This window comes from Streptomyces sp. NPDC002276 (assembly GCF_053891435.1).
The window spans coordinates 30,879-47,435 of the sequence record NZ_JBSFCQ010000030.1 but is presented as its reverse complement, the minus strand read 5'-3'; the positions used below and the strand labels follow the sequence as shown (position 1 = coordinate 47,435).

17 protein-coding genes are annotated in these 16,557 nt (G+C 70.5%); 7 read left to right on the top strand and 10 right to left on the bottom strand.

All coding sequences use genetic code 11. The features are described from left to right. Window positions 1-175: 175 nt before the first annotated feature. From ACWIHT_RS43635 to ACWIHT_RS43625, 3 genes are all read right to left on the bottom strand, one after another. Entirely contained in the window at window positions 176-802 is a 627-nt protein-coding gene (locus ACWIHT_RS43635; RefSeq protein ID WP_456174189.1) for a hypothetical protein, read from the bottom strand. Between the two features lie 139 nt (window positions 803-941). Further along, window positions 942-1,394 carry a hypothetical protein gene (locus tag ACWIHT_RS43630; protein ID WP_456174188.1) on the bottom strand — a complete coding sequence of 151 codons (453 nt, stop codon included), beginning with the start codon at window positions 1,392-1,394 and terminating at the stop codon, window positions 942-944. Window positions 1,395-1,420: 26 nt separating this feature from the next. Beyond that, window positions 1,421-2,329: a ketopantoate reductase family protein gene (locus tag ACWIHT_RS43625; RefSeq protein WP_456174187.1), complete on the bottom strand. Its 909-nt coding sequence runs from the start codon at window positions 2,327-2,329 to the stop codon at window positions 1,421-1,423. A gap of 122 nt (window positions 2,330-2,451) precedes the next feature. Between ACWIHT_RS43625 and ACWIHT_RS43620 the strand changes: the two genes are divergently transcribed. After that, a complete protein-coding gene (locus ACWIHT_RS43620; protein WP_456174186.1) occupies window positions 2,452-2,670 on the top strand; it encodes a DUF2277 domain-containing protein in 219 nt (72 codons plus the stop codon). A 46-nt stretch (window positions 2,671-2,716) separates the two neighbouring features. Here the strand turns inward: ACWIHT_RS43620 and ACWIHT_RS43615 are convergent, their stop codons facing one another. Further along, window positions 2,717-3,358, bottom strand: coding sequence for a DedA family protein (locus tag ACWIHT_RS43615; RefSeq protein ID WP_456174185.1), 642 nt, complete (start codon window positions 3,356-3,358; stop codon window positions 2,717-2,719). A 219-nt stretch (window positions 3,359-3,577) separates the two neighbouring features. Between ACWIHT_RS43615 and ACWIHT_RS43610 the strand changes: the two genes are divergently transcribed. Beyond that, window positions 3,578-4,114 (top strand): superoxide dismutase family protein, encoded by a 537-nt coding sequence (locus ACWIHT_RS43610; RefSeq protein ID WP_456174184.1) that lies wholly within the window; start codon window positions 3,578-3,580, stop codon window positions 4,112-4,114. Here ACWIHT_RS43610 and ACWIHT_RS43605 read toward each other — a convergent pair. From ACWIHT_RS43605 to ACWIHT_RS43595, 3 genes are all read right to left on the bottom strand, one after another. Beyond that, window positions 4,086-6,059, bottom strand: a complete 1,974-nt coding sequence (locus ACWIHT_RS43605; protein WP_456174183.1) for an FAD/NAD(P)-binding protein — start codon at window positions 6,057-6,059, stop codon at window positions 4,086-4,088. The two genes, ACWIHT_RS43610 and ACWIHT_RS43605, sit on opposite strands and share 29 nt — an antisense overlap. Before the next feature lie 107 nt (window positions 6,060-6,166). Further along, window positions 6,167-7,819, bottom strand: a complete 1,653-nt coding sequence (locus ACWIHT_RS43600) for an alkaline phosphatase D family protein (RefSeq protein ID WP_456174182.1) — start codon at window positions 7,817-7,819, stop codon at window positions 6,167-6,169. Window positions 7,820-7,976: 157 nt separating this feature from the next. Further along, window positions 7,977-8,621: an HNH endonuclease family protein gene (locus ACWIHT_RS43595; RefSeq protein ID WP_456174181.1), complete on the bottom strand. Its 645-nt coding sequence runs from the start codon at window positions 8,619-8,621 to the stop codon at window positions 7,977-7,979. Window positions 8,622-8,996: 375 nt separating this feature from the next. Here ACWIHT_RS43595 and ACWIHT_RS43590 point away from each other — a divergent pair, with 375 nt between their 5' ends. After that, window positions 8,997-9,578, top strand: a complete 582-nt coding sequence (locus ACWIHT_RS43590; protein ID WP_427922748.1) for a TMEM165/GDT1 family protein — start codon at window positions 8,997-8,999, stop codon at window positions 9,576-9,578. Between the two features lie 147 nt (window positions 9,579-9,725). Then, the gene (locus tag ACWIHT_RS43585; RefSeq protein WP_456174180.1) at window positions 9,726-10,382 is read left to right on the top strand and encodes an HAD-IA family hydrolase; all 657 of its coding nucleotides are present in this window, start codon (window positions 9,726-9,728) and stop codon (window positions 10,380-10,382) included. A gap of 108 nt (window positions 10,383-10,490) precedes the next feature. On the opposite strand, the gene ACWIHT_RS43580 is transcribed toward ACWIHT_RS43585, so the two are convergent. Next, entirely contained in the window at window positions 10,491-11,534 is a 1,044-nt protein-coding gene (locus ACWIHT_RS43580) for a peptidoglycan-binding domain-containing protein (RefSeq protein ID WP_456174179.1), read from the bottom strand. Between the two features lie 157 nt (window positions 11,535-11,691). Here ACWIHT_RS43580 and ACWIHT_RS43575 point away from each other — a divergent pair, with 157 nt between their 5' ends. Continuing rightward, on the top strand, window positions 11,692-13,776 hold the full coding sequence (locus ACWIHT_RS43575; protein ID WP_456174178.1) for a DHA2 family efflux MFS transporter permease subunit: 2,085 nt from the start codon (window positions 11,692-11,694) through the stop codon (window positions 13,774-13,776). 320 nt (window positions 13,777-14,096) lie between these two features. Here ACWIHT_RS43575 and ACWIHT_RS43570 read toward each other — a convergent pair whose 3' ends face one another. After that, window positions 14,097-14,597 (bottom strand): GNAT family N-acetyltransferase, encoded by a 501-nt coding sequence (locus tag ACWIHT_RS43570; protein ID WP_456174177.1) that lies wholly within the window; start codon window positions 14,595-14,597, stop codon window positions 14,097-14,099. 164 nt (window positions 14,598-14,761) lie between these two features. On the opposite strand from ACWIHT_RS43570, the gene ACWIHT_RS43565 reads away from it, so the two are divergent. Together ACWIHT_RS43565 and ACWIHT_RS43560 are read left to right on the top strand one after the other, a co-directional pair. Continuing rightward, window positions 14,762-15,412 (top strand): hypothetical protein, encoded by a 651-nt coding sequence (locus tag ACWIHT_RS43565; protein ID WP_456174176.1) that lies wholly within the window; start codon window positions 14,762-14,764, stop codon window positions 15,410-15,412. A 5-nt stretch (window positions 15,413-15,417) separates the two neighbouring features. Beyond that, window positions 15,418-16,050, top strand: coding sequence for a hypothetical protein (locus tag ACWIHT_RS43560; protein ID WP_456174175.1), 633 nt, complete (start codon window positions 15,418-15,420; stop codon window positions 16,048-16,050). Here ACWIHT_RS43560 and ACWIHT_RS43555 read toward each other — a convergent pair. Further along, complete coding sequence (locus ACWIHT_RS43555) at window positions 16,039-16,476, bottom strand: DnaJ family domain-containing protein (RefSeq protein WP_456174174.1); 438 nt, start codon at window positions 16,474-16,476, stop codon at window positions 16,039-16,041. The genes ACWIHT_RS43560 and ACWIHT_RS43555 overlap by 12 nt on opposite strands. Between the last annotated feature and the right edge of the window lie 81 nt (window positions 16,477-16,557).

Here is a 16,557-nt window from a genome sequence, read left to right as displayed (position 1 = left end):
GAGCCGTAGCCGAGCCGAACTCGCGCCAGATCGAAGGGGTGTTGGCTGGCTTCGGGCGCCGCGATCGCCGCTTCGAGGACCAAGTCGCCCGATGTACGGGGGACTTCCGTGCCCGGGGCGGCCGAGCTGCTCGGATCTTCTGTGGGCGGGTCGGCCGAAGCGGTGCTCGGGGTCGTCAACGCCTCGCGCCCGCCGGGGTGATCAGCCACAGCCGTGGGGACAGGCCGGTGGTGAAACCACACGCGCGGCCCGCGGTGAGATGTGCCGTCGCCTCCTTGTCGCGGCCGGTGTGGATCGCCGCCTCGATCAGGTCGTGGAACACGCACGGGGCGAAGGTGCCCGCGGGGCTTACGACCGGCCTCCCGGAACGCGGTGTCGAACTCGCCGCAGCCCAGGCGTCCATGTCACGGCCAGTGTCCGTCGCCGCGTCGAAGTCGCCGCGCGCCGCCGCCAGCAGGGCACCGGTGAGCTGGCCGGACCAGGCGAGCAGGTCGTAGCCGTGCGTACGGCACAACTCCACTCCCTCGTCGGCCAGTTGCCGCACCTTCTCCCAGCGGCCGGTGTGGAAGGCGTCCTGCGCGAGAAGGAGCAGCGCCTGGATGGCCGAGGTCAGCGCGCCGCCCTCCCGACCGTGCCGGACCACCCGCTGAAGGGGCTCACGGCACCCGGCGAGCCGGTCGGGATACGCGACCGCCGTGGCCGTACGGACGATCGCTGCCGAACCGACCTCGTGGCCGAGGGCGGTCGCGGCAGCGGCGACGCGCGCGAGGGTATGAGGGGTGTGGCGGACCGGGTCGCCCAATGCCCAACGCCCTTACAAGGACGCCAGGTCGCGGAGCGGATGGACTCCTCCCACCGTGCCGGGAAACCCGCCCGCTGGAATGTGTCAAATGACTGAGTCCGGCCGACCCAGGATCCTGAGCAGGGGTGATACGGCTACTTCAGGCGCCGGCGGGCGGGTCGTCCGTCGACGCCTCGTCGTCGCTCATGGCCACGTAGACGGTCATGATCGAGGCGATCACGTCGATCTCCGCCGGGCCGCCGAGCCGCAGCCAGACGAGTTCTTCCGGACCGCCCGACCGGCCGACGAGGGCAGCCGCCTCCTCGGGCCAGGGAAGCGGAGTCCTCGGCAGGTGGATCACGGAGATCGCGTCGACGAAGCAGCCGGAGAGCCCGGGGCTCTTCGACAGCCCGACATGGCGGACACCGGCGAGGGAGATGATGGCCTCGGGCTTCGACGGCCCGTCCCGGAGGGTGATCTCCAGCGACTCCTCGTCGTCCTGGGCCTCGAAGGAGACCCGGGCGATGAAGTGGTTGGCGAAGGGTGCCAGCAGCCTCGCGGTGTTCGCGCAGCGGTTCCTGAACGCGTCCTCTGCCCGGTTCCGTTCCGTCACGGGGGAAAACTACCGCGCGGGTCCGGTCAGTTGGTGCGCTGTGCCCCCAACTCCCTTACCAGGCGCGCCGCTACCGGCACCGCGATGCCCTTCCGTTCCGCCGCCCGCAGCAACGCCCCGCCGATCGCGTCCAGTTCGAGCGGGCGGTGGGCCTCCGCGTCGCGCTGTATCGACGACTTGGTGCCCGGAGGGAACGTGTCGTAGCGGGCCAGTGCCCCCGCCGGGTCGGACGGGCCGCCGTAGGAGCGGCTCACCGCCGCCGTCTCCTCCAGCAGGGCCGTCAACTCCTCGCGGTGGCGCGTGCGTACGTCGCCGAGGGGGAGGGCGTAGCGGGTGGTGAGGAGGGCGAGGGGGGCCAGGAACGTCATCTTGGCCCAGAGTGCCGCCGTCTCGTCGGGCAGGACCCGGGTGGTGGGGCCTGCCGTGCGCAGTGCGGCTGCGAGTGCCTCCAGGCGTTCGCGGGGGACCGGGTCGCCCGTGAGGTCGATCTCCGCGAACGGGCTGCCGTGCTCAATCACCCCCGGTGCGACGCGAGTTGACTCGACGCGGATGATCGCGGGGGCGACCTGGGCGGGCGGGTAGTGGGCGCGGAGCCGGGCCGGGTGTTCGACGCCGTTCAGGAACGGGACGAGGAGGCTGTCGCCGAGCGCCTGTGCCGGGACGCGGGTCAGTGCCGGGGTGAGTGCCGTCGCCTTGACGGTGATCAGGCAGGCGTCGACCGGTTCGCGCAGTTCCGTGTCGGCCTCCACCGGTGCCGTGAAGTCGCCGAAGGCGGCGCTGCGGACGCGGATTCCGTCGCTGCGGAGGGTGGCCGCCGTTTCTGCTCCGGCCAGGCAGATCACCCGGTGGCCGGCCCGGGACAGCAGCGCCGCGAGCAGGCCGCCCACGCCGCCGGGGCCCAGTACGGCCACGGTGAGTTCGTTGTTGTTCGCCATGTTCTTCGTCCTCTCGTCAGGTCGGCCCCGTGCGTGGTGACGGTGGCCGCCTCGGGAAGATCATCGCAGGCGTGTTCGGGAGAGCGGCGGCGGTATCCCTTTTGGGGCGCGAGACTGGACGTATGTGCCGCAGTATCAAGACGCTTCGACCGCCCGCCCTGCCCGACGAGGCCACGGAGGAGGAGATCCGCGCCGCCGCGTTGCAGTACGTGCGCAAGGTCTCCGGGTTCCGGGCGCCCGCCGCGCACAATCGCGAGGTCTTTGACCGCGCGGTCCATCTGATCGCCGAGGCTACGGCTGAGCTGTTGGCGGGGCTTGAGGTGAGGGGGGTTTCGCGGTGATCAGAGCACGGGCCGGTGGGGGCTGGGTGCGCAGTTCCCCGCGCCTCTACGGCGCGGCCGTCGCCTCCGCCGCCCCCGGCTGCCGACGCATGACATACGCCGCCCCCGCCCCCGCCCCGAACAGTGCCGCGAACGACACCCCCGTCGCGAGCCACGTCGTGCCGAGCCACTGGGCGCCGTAGTAGCCGAGCGCCACGCTGTACGCCGCCCAGGACAGGCCCGCCAGGGCCGACCAGGGGAGGAAGTCGCGGGCGCGGCGGTGGGCGGCGCCCGCGCCGAGGGAGACCACCGAACGGCCCGCGGGGGCGAAGCGGGCCAGGATGACCAGGGCACCGCCGCCGCGCGCCAGGGCGTGGCCGAGACGTTCCTGCGCGGTGGTGAGCCGGCGGGAGCGGGAAATGGCGCGGTCGAGGCGTTCGCCGCCCAGCCAGGCCAGGCGGTACGCCACCAGGTCGCCCAGGACGGACGCGGCGGCGGCCGACGCGATCAGGGCCAGGATGCTGGGGACCTCGTGCGGCACGGGAACGGCGTCGGCCGCCGCGCCGGTGCCCGCTGCCGCCGCCGTGGCCGCCGCGACGACCAGGACACCGCTCGGCAATACCGGCAGGAACACATCAAGGAGGACGGACACGGCGATCATGGCGTAGATCCATGGGCTGCCGGTCAGCGCCCCCACACTCTCGAACAACGCATCTCCCCGTGAACTCCCCCGTGGGCCGCGGCAGCGGCGGCCAGTGACAGCCATACAGCGTACGCCTGGGTGGGGACAGGAGATTCACGGGGGGCGCGTGTGATCGGCACAGCTTGTTCACTCGGCTGCCCCGTCCCGAGGGGCGGGGCGGGCCCGCATCCCGTAGCAACGTAAAGGGGTTCCAAGCACACCTGAACGTGAGGAACGGTACAGATCATGGTGGCAGGCATATGTGCGGGCGCCGTCGTCGCGGCCCTACTGGCGAGCGGCGGCACCGCTACTGGCAGCCCGGACGGCTACTCGATGCGGACGGACGCGCGGTTCGCGCCGGTCGCCGCCCTCGTGCCGTCGGCGGCGGTGACGTACGACACGAAGCTCGTCCCCGCCGCCGCGTGGATCGAGGTCGGCCAGCGGACGACGGTGGGCGGTGCCACGACCGTACGGCTGCGGGTCGACGGGATGGTGCCGGGGCACGCGTACGCCGTCCATGTGCACCAGAAGCCGTGCGGCGCCGACCCCGCCGCCGCGGGCGGGCACTTCCAGCACAAGCCGTCCACCGACCCGGCCGACGTCACCGCCGACAACGAGGTCTGGCTCGACTTCACGGCCGACGAACACGGCGCCGGTGAGGCGAGCGCCCGGCACGACTGGAACTTCCGGCAGGGCGAGGCGTCCTCCGTCGTGATCCACGACATGCCCGGCAGCCGCGTCCGCGCCGCCTGCTTCACCGTGCCGTTCGGCTGGGCTCCCTGAGCTGTTCTCTGAGCTGTCCCCCGAGCTGTTCCCTGAGCTGTTCCCTGAGTTGGGGATACGACGACCAGGGGCGGGCGTCGACCGACGGCGTCCGCCCCGTCGTCGCGACCCGGAGGACCGCCCGCGCCACCGCGTCGGCGTCCGACAGCGTGACCGAGTCGACTCCGGGGCGGGCGCCCGCCGCGGTCACCCAGTGGACGCCCTCCGTGGGCACCCCGAACGCGAACCGCCGTGCGTGCGCCCCTCCCTGACGGTCTATCAGGCGGTACGGGCGCGCCGTCACATCCAGCCCGCCCGTCTCGTAACCGTCCACCGTGTGCGGTCGGCACCCGCCCGTCCTCAGCAGCCGGCCGAGCAACGGGTCGGCGGTGCGGCACAGATCCGGTTCGGGGAGGCGTGCTTCCACGAGCGTGGTCACCCGCGCCGCCGAGCCCGGTATCGCGGGGGAGCATGCCACCCAGGCGCCGTCCGCCTCCCGCACCTCAAGCCGCGGTCCGAGCACCTCCACCACGCCCGCCGCCACCAGCGCGGCCAGCTCCTCGATACGGCGCCGGGGCGGGCCGATGGACAGGAACGCGTTGAGCGGGGTGTACCAGCGGTCCAGATGGTCGCGGCGCGAGTCGCCCGCGAGGCCGCGGTGGTCGACGACCAGCCGGAGTTCGTTGCGCAGATCGCGCAGCACGTCCAGGGCGGCCTTGAGCGGTCCGTCCACATTGCCGAGCGCGGCCTGCCCGGCGTCCTCGCGCAGATACCCCAGCAGCCAGTCCCGCCAGGCTGTCGGGTCGGCGAGAACGCGGTCGGGGTACGGGCGGGACAGCCGGTTCCAGCTCCAGCGGTCGGCGGCCGGGATCCCGAACTCGTCGAGTATCAGCGCCTCTTGGGGATCGTGGTGCGGGACGGCGAGGAAGCGCCCGGTGAACTCCGGACGCGGGGAGGGGCGTAGCAGAGTGGTGTAGTACACCGTCTCCACCTCCTTCGCCACCAACGGCCATATCTCCGTGCGGAATTCGGGAGGCTCGCCCGAGTCGGCGCGTTCACGGAAGGCGGCTATGGCCTCCGGGGTGAGGACGAGGGGTGTGTGACGGCCGTGCGGGCCCTTCGCGTTGTCGCCGCGGGCCTGGTACGGGATGCCTCGGCGTGAACCGGCGTACAGGCGGGGCTCGTTGCCCGAGGGCAGATAGCGGAGCGAGCCGTCCTCCGCGCGGATGAAACGGCCGCCCCTGCCCGTCGTCAACAGGGCCGTGTGGTCGAAGAAGTTGAGACCGAGGCCGCGCAACAGCACTGGTTCGCCCGGCTGTACGGCGGTCAGGTCGGCGTCGGCCGGGTTGGCGGGCGGGAGGTGGTTCAGGCCGTGGTGGCAGGCGTAGGCGGCGAGGCGCTGTTGGGCCGTGTCGCCGAGCGTCGGGAGGTGGCCCTGGGCCAGGACCACCGCCGAAAGGGCGGACAGGGTACGGCCGTTGTCCAGGGTGAGGGACTGGTGGCCGTCGGGTGCCTCGTCGAGTCGTACCGCGCTCGCCCGGTGTGTCGCGACCTCGACGGAGTCCGGCGCCTCGCGGACCGTGCGGGCGAACACCCACTCCAGATAGCGGCCGTAGTGGGCGCGGGTGGGGTAGTCGTCGGGGCCGAGTTCGGCGGGCGCCCACTCGTGCAGGCTCGGGCCGGGGCGGACCGGGCCCGAGCAGTCGACGCTGTCGTCGGTGAAGAGGGTGACCTGGGAGGCCACGGTGTTCATCAGCAGCTCGGGGGACTGCGCGGAGCGCCAGACGCGGCCGGGGCCCGGGGGTGCGGGGTCGACGACGTGCACGGTGAGCCGGGCGCCGGGCGGGAGCAGTTCGGGAGCCGAAGCGCAGAGTCGCTCCAGGACGCTGGTGCCGCGCGGACCGGCGCCGACCACGGCGACGGAGACGGATGCCAGTTTGTCGTCGGACGCGTTCGCTGCGGACAAAGACTCGTGCACTGCGGACAAAGGGGGAACTCCCGGGCGTGTGGGGCGCATTGGAGCGGACCGCCCACCGGAAGCGGACGGTCCGCCTCATCATGCCCTCAGCGACGTCACGGGGATGTCAGCGGGGAGGACAGAGGGGAGGTCAGCGGGGACTCGGCTACGGTCCTCAGGGTTCCGTCCGCCCGCGCCTGCTCCAGCCGCAGCCGGGCCGAACGGCCGTGCAGCGTAAGGGTCATGAGCTGGTTGCCGAACCAAGGCCCGCCCGTCTTCCGCCACTTGACCGAGGGTTCGGCGCAGCGGCCGTGCCGACTGAAGCGGCGGCCCAGGCCACGCGCGACGGCACTCCAGCCGAACCGGAAGCCGACCCGTATGTAGGCGGGGATCGAGTTGTGGACGGGGGAGCAGGTCAGCTGGAGGACGCGCGAAGTCGGGCCGCCGGTACGCCACTTGGGCTCGGCCACGTACGCGTGGTGTACGTCCCCCGACAGCACGAGCACCGACGCCGGTGCCGCCTCGCCCGAACCCACCTCGGCGATCAGCCCCGCCAGCTCCTCGAAGGAGTCCGGGAACGCCGCCCAGTGCTCCAGGTCCGCGGCCCGCCGCAGCTTCTCGCCGAACTCGGCCCAGCGGGCGCCCCGTTCACCCCGGCACAGGGCCGCGTCCCAGGACTCGGCGTCGTGGATGAGGTGTGGCAGCAGCCAGGGCAGTGAGGTCCCGATGAGGAGATGGTCGTAGGAACCGGGGGCGGAGAGTGCCTCGGTGCGCAGCCAGTCGGCCTCGCCGGGGTCGAGCATCGCGCGGTGCCGCTCGTCCAGGACGCGGGCCGCCCTGCTGTCCACCATCAGCAGGCGTACCCGGCCGAAGTCGCGCCGGTAGCTCCAGCGGACGGAGGCCGGGTCGGCGTCGGCCCGGCAGGCGAAGGCGCGGAGTTCGTCGGTGCCGTCGGGGGCGCTGCGGACCGCCAAGTAGAGGGGATCGGCGGCCAGTTCGGCGGGGGAGAGGTTCCCCAGGTGCTGGTGCACCCAGTACGACATCAGTCCGCTGAGCAGCCGCTCGCGCCACCACGGGGTGGCCCGCATGTCGGCGAGCCAGGAGGCGGAGGTGTTCCAGTCGTCGATCACGTCGTGGTCGTCGAAGATCATGCACGACGGCACGGTGGAGAGCAGCCAGCGGATCTCCGGGTCGAGCCAGGACTCGTAGTAGAGGCGCGTGTACTCCTCGTAGTCCGCGACCTCGCCGCCGGGCGGTTCGCTCAGGTCGCGGCGGGCGGAGAGCCAGCGGCGGGTCGCGTCGGAGACCTCGTCGGCGTACACCTGGTCGCCCAACAGGAGGAGTACGTCCGGCCGTTCGGCCTCCGGGTCGCGCGCGATGCGCGAGGCCAGCGTGTCCAGGGCGTCCGGGCCCACCGGATCGTGGTCGTCGGCGGGCGGCGCGGCCCACCGGCAGGAACCGAACGCGACCCGGACCGTGCCGTCGGCGTCCGGGGTGTGGATCGCGGAGGGCGGGAACGGCGAGTCCGGCGGCGGCCACACCCGCATACCGTCCAGGAGGACGTCGTACGGCGTCGAGGTGCCGGGCGTGAGGCCCTCCACCGGCACCAACGCGTAGTGGTGGCCCGCGACTTGGAAGGTGCGGGCCGTGCCGGCGGCCCCGTCCGCGCAGCGCACCTCGGCGGTACACGGACGGCTCGCCTCGACCCATACGGTCGCGGACGAGCCGTCGGCGTAGCGAAGCAGTGGTCCAAGGATCAGGTTCGCCACGGTGTGATCACTCGCCCCCGTTTGGTCGACCTCCGTCGCCCCGTACGGTACGGAACGACGGAGGTCAGTGACCAGGCTCCGCGGATCACCAGTTGGCGGCGATCAGTCGGAGATCAGCTGGCGATCAGCCGGAGAGCAGCTGGAGATCAGTCGGCGATCAGCAACTGGCGAGGTAGTTCGTCAGCGCGGTCTTCTCGGCGGTGTCGACCGAGAGGTCGTAGTAGTACTTCACCTGCACCCAGGCACGGACGTACGTGCAGCGGTACGAGGTGAGGGACGGCATCCAGGTGGCCGGGTCCTGGTCGCCCTTGGACTGGTTGACGTTGTCCGTCACGGCCAGGAGCTGCGGACGGGTCACGTCGTTGGCGAAGGCCTGGCGCTGTGCGGTGGTCCAGTTGCGGGCGCCGGAGTCCCAGGCCTCGGCCAGCGGGACGAGGTGGTCGATGTCGACGTCCGAGGCGGCGGTCCAGGTGGCACCGTCGTAGGGGGAGTACCAGCTGCCGCTGGTGGCGACGCAGGCGGCGGTGGTGACGACGTTCGTGCCGTCGCGCTTGAGGATGTACTCACGGGTGTTGCAGGTACCGCTGATCGTGATCCAGGTGGGGAACAGGTCACGCTCGTAGCCGGTCCGGACCTCGGTCGCGACGGTGAGCGAGGCGAGGTAGGTGCGGGCGGTGGCCGCGCTGACCGGTGTGGGGAGGGCGGCGGAGGCGGTCGGACCGTTGAAAAGCGCGACGGAGGCTATCAGTCCGGTGAAGGCCGCGAGTATGCTCAGCCGTCGACGCGCGTAGAACTTCGGCATACGAACTCCCTTGTGGTGGGGGGACGTTGGAGTGCGAGCGAAGGAATGATTGCGGTGCCGTGTTGCGGCCGGGTGTGCGTTCGGTAAGAAGTTAGTGACGCGCGCATGACAAGACAAGGTTTACGGTCGAACTTGTCGTCGCGTACAGTTGTCGGCGCAGAAGGGGAGTAGCTCTTCGCCGGACCGTCGACATACTGCTCAGCTCGTCTGAGCCGGCGCCCGGAGGCGGATCCGTCGCGTTGAAGCGCGCGGATCGGCCAGCGAGACCTTCGGTAAAGCAGTGCACCAGTTGTTTTTCCTGTGCGCTGCCGTGCCGAGGTGTCCGTGGACAGCAATCACACTCTCGGTGGGGCAGTCCCGACCGATTGAGGAACCTTGATCAGCATCAGCGTGACGGCGCTCGTCTTCGGCGTCGTCTTCCTGGCCGAACTCCCCGACAAGACCGCGCTCGCCGGACTCGTCCTCGGCACCCGTTACCGCGCCTCGTACGTCTTCGCCGGTGTCGCCGCCGCGTTCCTGCTGCATGTGGTGCTGGCGGTGGCGGCGGGGAGCGTGTTGACGCTGTTGCCGCAGCAGCTCGTGGCCGCCGTCACCGGTGTGCTCTTCCTGGGCGGGGCCGCGGTGCTCCTCTTCAAGAAGGGCGACGACGACGAGGAGGTGCGGGCCCCCAAGGACCAGTCCTTCTGGAAGGTCTCCGGCGCCGGATTCATGCTCATCCTGGTCGCCGAGTTCGGTGACCTGACCCAGATCATGACGGCCAACCTCGCGGCCCGCTACGACGACCCGTTCTCCGTCGGTCTCGGCGCGGTGCTCGCGCTGTGGGCGGTCGCCGGGCTCGGGATCGTGGGCGGGAAGGCGCTGATGAAACGGGTGCCGTTGGAGTTGATCACGCGGATCGCGGCGGTGCTGATGCTGGCGCTGGGGGCGTGGAGTCTGTGGGAGGCCGCGACCGCCTGAGCTGAACGGTGAGTGAACTGTTTCGGGAGGCGGTGGCGCGATGCCGGTTCGGTTTTGTACCGTAGAGAAACAAAGTGGCTCCCGTCCGTTTTCCCTGACCGGCGGACGGGGCCGCCTTGTCCCTCCCACGCGTCTTGGAGCTTGCCGATGACGGCCACCACCGTGCTTACCGCCCGCGCCCTCCTGCTGGACATGGACGGCACCCTCGTCGACTCGCACGCCGTCGTCGAGCGGATCTGGCGGCGCTGGGCCGAGCGGCACGGGCTGAACGCGGACGAGGTCATGAAGGTCGTGCACGGCCGGCAGGGCTACGCCTCCATGGCGCTGCTGCTGCCCAGCCGGCCCATGGAGCAGAACCACGCCGAGAACGCCCGCATGCTCGCCGAGGAGACCGCCGACGTCGAGGGCGTCGTCCCGATCCCCGGCGCACCGGAGTTCCTGGCCTCGCTGCGGGGGCTGCCGCACGCGCTGGTGACATCGGCGGACGTCGCGCTGTCCACGGCGCGGATGGGTGCGGCCGGGCTGGAACTGCCCGACGTCCGGATCACCGCGGAATCCGTCGGCGCCAGCAAGCCCGACCCCGAGGGCTTCCTCAAGGGCGCCGCCGAACTGGGCATCGCCCCCGCGGACTGTGTCGTCTTCGAGGACTCCGGTGCGGGGATCGCGGCGGGGCGCGCCGCGGGGATGCGGGTGGTGGGGGTCGGGCCGCAGGCCGCGTATCACCAGCCGGATGTGCTGGTGCGGGATCTGCGCGCGGTGCGGGTGGAGGGTGTGGGCGGGGAGATTCGGTTGTCCGTGGGGTAGGAGCGGGGGCCCACGGGCGTTTGCCTACGGCTGTTGGTCTACGGCTGTTGGTCTACGGCTGTGGGCCTACGGCTGTTGGTCTACGGGTGTTGGCCAACGAGCGTTGTGTTACGGCTCTGGCGTTTCCGACTCCAGCTTCGCCCGTGTCGCCGCCCCGTACACCCCGAGCGTGTCGGACTGGATGCCGCGGGCCATCTGGTAGGTGCGTACCGAGGCCTGCACCTGCTTGTCGAAGACGCCGTTGTCGGGGCCGGTGTAGAAGTTCACATCGGCTAGCCGGAGCTGGAGTTCGGTGACCTCGGGGCCCTCGTCGCCGCGTTGCAGGACCGGCGCGGCGCTGCTGCCGCCGCCCTGGCGGTCGGTGGCGGACGCGTCCGACGCCGTGGCGCTGGTCGTCGGGGTCGGGCTGGCGGCCGCGGACCGTGACACCGTGGCGGACGGGCTGCTCGACGCCGACGCCGACGGTGACGGGCTCGCGCTGAGCGTCGGGGACGGGGACGCCGACGTCGGCTCCACGGACGTAGAGGCGCTCGTGGACGGTGTCACCGGTGCCGCGCTCTTCGACGCCGTCGGGACGCTCCCCCGTACGTCCTGGGGTGCCGCGTCGTCCCGCGACGGCGGCTCGTACGAGAACACGCCGCTCGCGAAACCGGCCGCCGCGACCACCGCTACTACGGCTCCGGTGGCGGCGAGGAGGACGGTGCGGCGGCGACGACGGGGCGGGTGGCTGCCGTCGGCGTCGGCGTCGGCGTCGGCGTCGGCGTCGGCGTCGGTGTCGGCGTCCGTGTTGGCGTCCGCGGACGGTTCCTTGAGGTCCTCGCCGCCCGCGAACAGGCTCAGGTCGTTCATGTCCGGGGCTGGAGCCGGGGGCGTCGGAGATACCGCGCGCAGTGTCATCGTCTGCTCGACCGCCGGCAGCTGTTGCGTCTCGCCCTCGGGTGGTGGGGTCTGGGTCTGTTCCCGGGGGTTTCCGTCCAGTTCCACATACGGCCTGATCCGCAGCGGGTCGAAGTCCTCCGCCGCTGCCGCCTCCGCCGTGCGCGCGTCACGCAGCGCGTCGGACGCCCGTTGGGTGCAGGTGCAGGACGGGGAGCCGTCGGTCGCCCGGGGCGCCCCGCACTGCGGGCATATATGGCCCTTCGCCTCGTTCACGTGTTCGTCCCTCCCCGTCGGACTCCCGAGGTTATGCGGATCTCCTCCGCACCGTCTCCTCCGACCCCCGGAATGACCGCTTCCATTCGGACTCGACAGGCCGTAACAGGTCAAACCGATCACCATGGATGTGTAACGAGAGCCTCGGGAGGTCTTCATGGCCGGCGATGCGCACGGTATGACAGGGAATGTGCATGACGCGCAGCCACCGGAGAAACCCCCGCGGCGGGGCAGCGCCGCCCAGGAACACGTGCCGGGCAACGTCCTCGTCTCCATCGGGGCGCTGCTCCTCGGACTGCTGCTCGCCGCCCTCGACCAGACCATCGTGTCGACCGCGCTGCCGACGATCGTCAGCGATCTCGGCGGGCTGGAGCATCTGTCGTGGGTCGTCACGGCCTACCTGCTCGCCTCGACCGCCGCGACCCCGCTCTGGGGCAAGCTGGGTGATCAGTACGGGCGGAAGCGGCTGTTCCAGATCGCGATCGTGATCTTCCTCATCGGGTCCGCGCTGTGCGGTGCGGCGCAGAACATGCCTCAACTGATCGGCTTCCGGGCGCTCCAGGGCTTGGGCGGCGGCGGGCTGATCGTGCTGTCGATGGCGATCGTGGGTGATGTCGTCTCGCCGCGTGAACGCGGGCGCTACCAGGGGCTGTTCGGGGCCGTCTTCGGCGCGACGAGTGTTCTCGGGCCGCTGCTCGGAGGGCTGTTCACCGAGCATCTGAGCTGGCGCTGGGTCTTCTACATCAACCTTCCGGTCGGTGTTGTGGCGCTGGCGGTGATCGCTACCGCGCTGCATATTCCGCGCAAGTCCACCCGGCATGTCATCGACTACCTCGGTACGTTTCTCATCGCCGCCGTCGCGACCTGCCTGGTGCTCGTCGCCTCGCTGGGGGGTACGACCTGGGGCTGGGGGTCGCCTCAGATCGTCGGGCTGGCGGTACTCGGGGTCGTGCTGGCGGTGGGGTTCGTGGTGGTGGAGCGGCGGGCCGCCGAGCCTGTGCTTCCGCTCAAGTTGTTCCGTGTGCGCACCTTCTCGCTGGCCGCCGTCATCAGTTTTATCGTCGGCTTCGCCATGTTCGGCGCGATGACCTATCTGCCGACCTTCCTCCAGGTCGTGCAGGGCATCTCACCGACCATGTCCGGCGTGCACATGCTGCCGATGGTGTTCGGCATGCTGATCTCGTCCACCGCGTCTGGGCAGATCGTCAGCCGTACCGGGCGGTGGAAGGTCTTTCCGATCGCGGGCACCGGTGTTACGGCGCTTGGGCTGCTTCTTCTCCATCAGCTCGACGAGAACAGTTCCACCGGTGAGATGAGCGCCTACTTCTTCGTCTTCGGGCTCGGACTCGGCCTGGTCATGCAGGTGTTGGTGCTGATCGTGCAGAACGCCGTGTCGTACGAGGACCTGGGCGTCGCCACCTCCGGCGCGACCTTCTTCCGGTCCATCGGCGCCTCGTTCGGTGTCGCCATCTTCGGCACGATCTTTGCGAGTCGGCTGGGGGACAAGCTTGTGGATGCGCTTCGGGGCGCCTCGCTGCCGGCTGGTGTCACGGCGGACGGCCTTGAGTCCGATCCGCGTGGCATCTCCCAACTGCCGTCGGCGGTACGGCCCGAGGCCCTGCACGCTTATGCGTCCTCGATCACGGACGTTTTCTTGTACGCCGCCCCTGTCGCCCTTGTCGGCTTCGTCCTGGCGTGGTTCCTCAAGGAGGACAAGCTGCGCGGCTCGGTCACGGCACCCGACCTGACTGAGACCCTTGCCAGCAATCCGGTTCAGCGGTCTTCCTACGACGAGGTGTGCCGCGCGCTGTCCGTGCTGGGTACGCGGGAGGGGCGCCGTGAGATCTACAAGACGATCACTGCGAAAGCGGGCTACGACCTTCAACCGGCGGCGAGTTGGCTGCTGCTGCGCATCAGGCGGGACGGGTGGGCGGAACCGGGGGTGCTGGCCGAGCGAAGTTCCGTGCCGCTGCCCGTCATCCTCGCCGCGGTACGGCAGGTCGAGGGGCGGCAGCTGGCGGTGCGGGAGGGGCTGGACCTCCAACTGACCGACCAGGGGCGGGAGATGGCTGATCGGCTGGCACAGGCCCGTGAGGAGTCTCTGGCGGAGACGCTGGGGGATTGGTGGGGGCCTGATCGGCCGACGGATCTGATCCAGCTGGTGAAGGAACTCAACGGGGAGTTGTGCGGGTCTGATCGGGAGCAGCCGCACAACGGGGCGGTGATTGGCGGTTCTTCTTGAAGTGTTCGGTGTTGGGTTTGGGTAGGTGCTCGCGCGGCTGGGGCGGTGTTGGGTAGGTGCTCGCGTGGCTGGGGCGGTGTTGGGTAGGTGCCCGCGTGGCTGGGCCGGTGTTGGGTAGGTGCCCGCGCAGCCGGGCCGGTGTTGAAAAGGCGCCGCGCACCTCTTTTGGTTCGGTCGCCTTCGGGGCGCTTTAAGCCGGTGTCGAGAGGCCCATCGTGCTCGGCGCTGCGCGCCTCCGCGCGCTGGGCCTCTCGACACCGGCGCGCCCCTACGGCGCCCTCTCGGCCGGTGGCGTGGGGACAGAACAAGTGGGTGGGCCCTCACCGTTGGTTGAGCAGGGCTTTGCGGAACCAGTGTTCTGCGTACGGGTCGTTGTTGTGGGGGTCGGTCTCCTTGTAGCCGAGGCGGGTGTAGAGGGTGCGGGCCTCGATGAGGTCGTTGCGGGTGTCGAGGATCAGCGCGGTTGCTCCGAGTTCGCGGGCTGCCTCCTCTGCCGCTGTTACGAGCTTTGCCGCGCCGCCCCGGCCGCGTAGCGGCTCGTGGAGGAAGACCCTGGTGAGTTCGGCGGTCGTGGGGGAGAGGAGTCGTATGCCCGCGCTGCCTGCCGGTTCGCCTTCGTGCCGGGCGACCAGTAACTGGCCGTCGGGTGGGGTGAGTTCGGAGCCTGTGTGGGCGGCGATCTCGCGTTCCAGTTCCGCCGGGTCCGTTCGCCGGTTCTCGTGGAGCAGGTACCAGCGGTCGCTCACCTCCGTGTAGTACGCCCGCCAGAGCGCGGCGGCGACGGGGGAGTCGTAGGGCTCGGGGGCGATGGTCCAGGTCATGGGGGAATGTCAGTCGACCGGGGTTGTCCTCCGCAAGCGGATATTGGGTGTCGCTCTGGTGACGGACATGTCGTGGCCGTCGTTTGAAGGGGGCCTTTGCGGCAACCCGGTACGGGAACCGACCGACTACGAGAGCCGGTTGGCCGAGAATCCGGAAGGCACTCATGTCCACAGGCGTGATCATCGTTTTGATCGTGATCTTGGTCGGCGTGGTCGCTGCCGCGGCGGCCCTGGCACCGCGTGCCCGAGGCGGGTTCGGTGGCTCGGGTCTGAAGCGGCGCTTCGGGCCCGAGTACGACCGGACCGTGGCCCGGCACGACGGCGACACGAAGGCCGCCGAGCGGGAGCTCGGCGAACGCGTCCAGCAGCACGGTTCGCTGCGGGAGCAGCCGTTGGAGCCTGCGGCCCGTGAGCAGTACCAGGCCCGTTGGGCCGCCGCCCAGGAGCTCTTCGTCGACTCGCCCCGCCAGGCCGTGACCGACGTCGACCAGTTGCTCGGTGAGGTGGCCGGGGCCCGGGGCTTCCCCGACGTCGAGGAGTACGAGAAGCAGTTCGACGCGCTGTCCGTGCACCACGCGAACCACGTCCACGGCTACCGGCGGGTGCACCGCGTCGTCCAGTCGCGCACGAACGGCACGCCGGAGAGCCAGGCCGGCACCGAGGAGATGCGCGAGGCCATGCTCGAAGCCCGCGCCCTCTTCGACGACCTGATGAGCGACGACAGCGGCAACGGCAACGGCACCGGTAGCAGTCGTGGGCGTACCGGACGCCACACGTTCGGCTCATTCAACAGGCAAGCAGTGAAGGGAAGTTGAGCCGCATGACCGATGTGACACGACCCAACGGCGACGAGAGTGACAAGAGCGACGAGAGCGTCGAGAGTGACGAGAGTGACGAGCGCAAGGGTGTGCGTACGGACACCGGCGGCACGGACATTGGTACGGGTACCGGTACCGATCGGCGGGATCTGACCAAGGTCGGCGACCGGCGCGAGGCCACGGCCGTGACCCCGATCCCGCGTCAGACCGATCGCCAGGCGGACCGGCAAACCGACCGCCAGACCGACCAGTACACCGACCACCAGGCCGACAAGGCCGCACCCGTGCACGCGCCCGAGCCCCCGCCCGCGCCCGTCGTCGCCGACAAGCGGCACGGCGGGGGCGGGGTGGGCGCCGGGAACGGGAGTCTGCTGCCGCATGACGAGAGTGACAAGTTCAACCTGCGGTTGCAGCACGCGGTGACCGGGTTCGTCGATGAGCCCCGCGCCGCCGTGGAGGAGGCCGCCCACGTGCTGGAGGACGTCGCCGGACGGCTCGCGGAGGCCGTCACCAAGCGTCGGGACAGCCTGCACAGCTCGTGGGAGTCCGCGGGCTCGGGCGACAACGACACCGAGCAACTCCGGCTCGCCCTGCGGGACTACCGCGAGCTGACGGAGCGGCTGCTACACATCTGACCCGCCGGGTCCATCGGGTCCGTCGACCGTTCGGCGCTTCCGCCACTCCCGTGCGATCTCTTCCACGTCGTACGGCTTCATCCCCAGCGGAGGGCCGGGCGGCGGCCTGAACATCATGTCGCGGATCTTCACGTTGACTTCGGTGATGATCTGCCGTGCGATCCGCTCCGAAGAGGCCGAGTACGCCGCAGCCAGGGCGTCCTCGGCCTCCTTGCGCAGTGCCAGCGTCGGCGGGAGCACGGAGATGCCCTCGCGGGCCATCTTCTGCTTGATCCACCACAGTTCGTCGTACGTCGTGTCGGAACCGGAGGGCAACGGCTTGCCCGCGCCCGGGAGTTGGGCGAACTCGCCGGCTTGTTCGGCGTCCCGGACCTGCTTGTCGACCCAGGACTCGAAGGACACACCCGGTGGCTTTCGCTCGGTCATGACTCCATTGTGCCGGACGTGGCGCGGCCGGGGGATTTATCATGCGGCGGCTGTGTAAGGACACCTCAAGGGGGAAGCGCA